This is a genomic window from Chryseobacterium sp. DT-167 (assembly GCF_058310155.1).
This window is the reverse complement of sequence record NZ_JBZEEQ010000092.1, coordinates 1-602: the sequence shown is the minus strand read 5'-3', so window position 1 is coordinate 602 and position 602 is coordinate 1. Positions and strand designations below refer to the sequence as shown.

Sequence of the window (602 nt, the reverse complement as noted above, 5' to 3'; positions counted from 1 at the left end):
CGCCCCAAGCGGCTGTCGCGGCGAACCCGTTCGACGAGACCGAGATGCTCGCGACCCAGTCGAACTCGTCGAACATCGTCGCCCTGGACCGGGCCACCGGTGCGACCAACACGATCCTCACCGTCCCCGAGGGCGCGACGGGTCTCAACCAGATCGGCGTCTCGGGCGATGGGAACACCCTGATGCTCACGAACACGTCGACGATCTTCGAGTACACCGCGTCGATCGAGGCGTGGGAGACCACCCCGAGAAGCGGCGCGAGCGTGGCGGGCACCATGGGGGGTGTCGATCCCGTCTCCAGCCGCTTGTACTTCGGTGGGCAGGACGCCGGAACCTCCTTCCGGTTCACGACCTACGACCCCGCCACGAACGCCGTGTCGAACAGCGTCATCTCCGTGACCGCGCCGGGCGCTCCCGGCGCGAATGGAGACGTGGCCTTCGACAGTCTCGGCAACCTCTACTTCGTGTCGAGCAGCGCGCAGGCCGCCCAGCTCTACCGTGTCGACGCGGACCGGCTCGACGACGACGGCACCATCACGGCCGTCCGCGTCGGTCCCGTCATCGACAGTGGGGTCGCCCTCAACTCGATGGCCTTCGCCGAC

Annotated in this window: 1 protein-coding gene; it reads left to right on the top strand. The window is 68.1% G+C overall.

Translation table 11 applies throughout. The features are described 5' to 3' along the window. Positions 1–602, top strand: a 602-nt coding sequence (locus tag AC4FQ5_RS19925; protein WP_491146383.1) for a hypothetical protein, incomplete at both ends; no start/stop codon positions are given.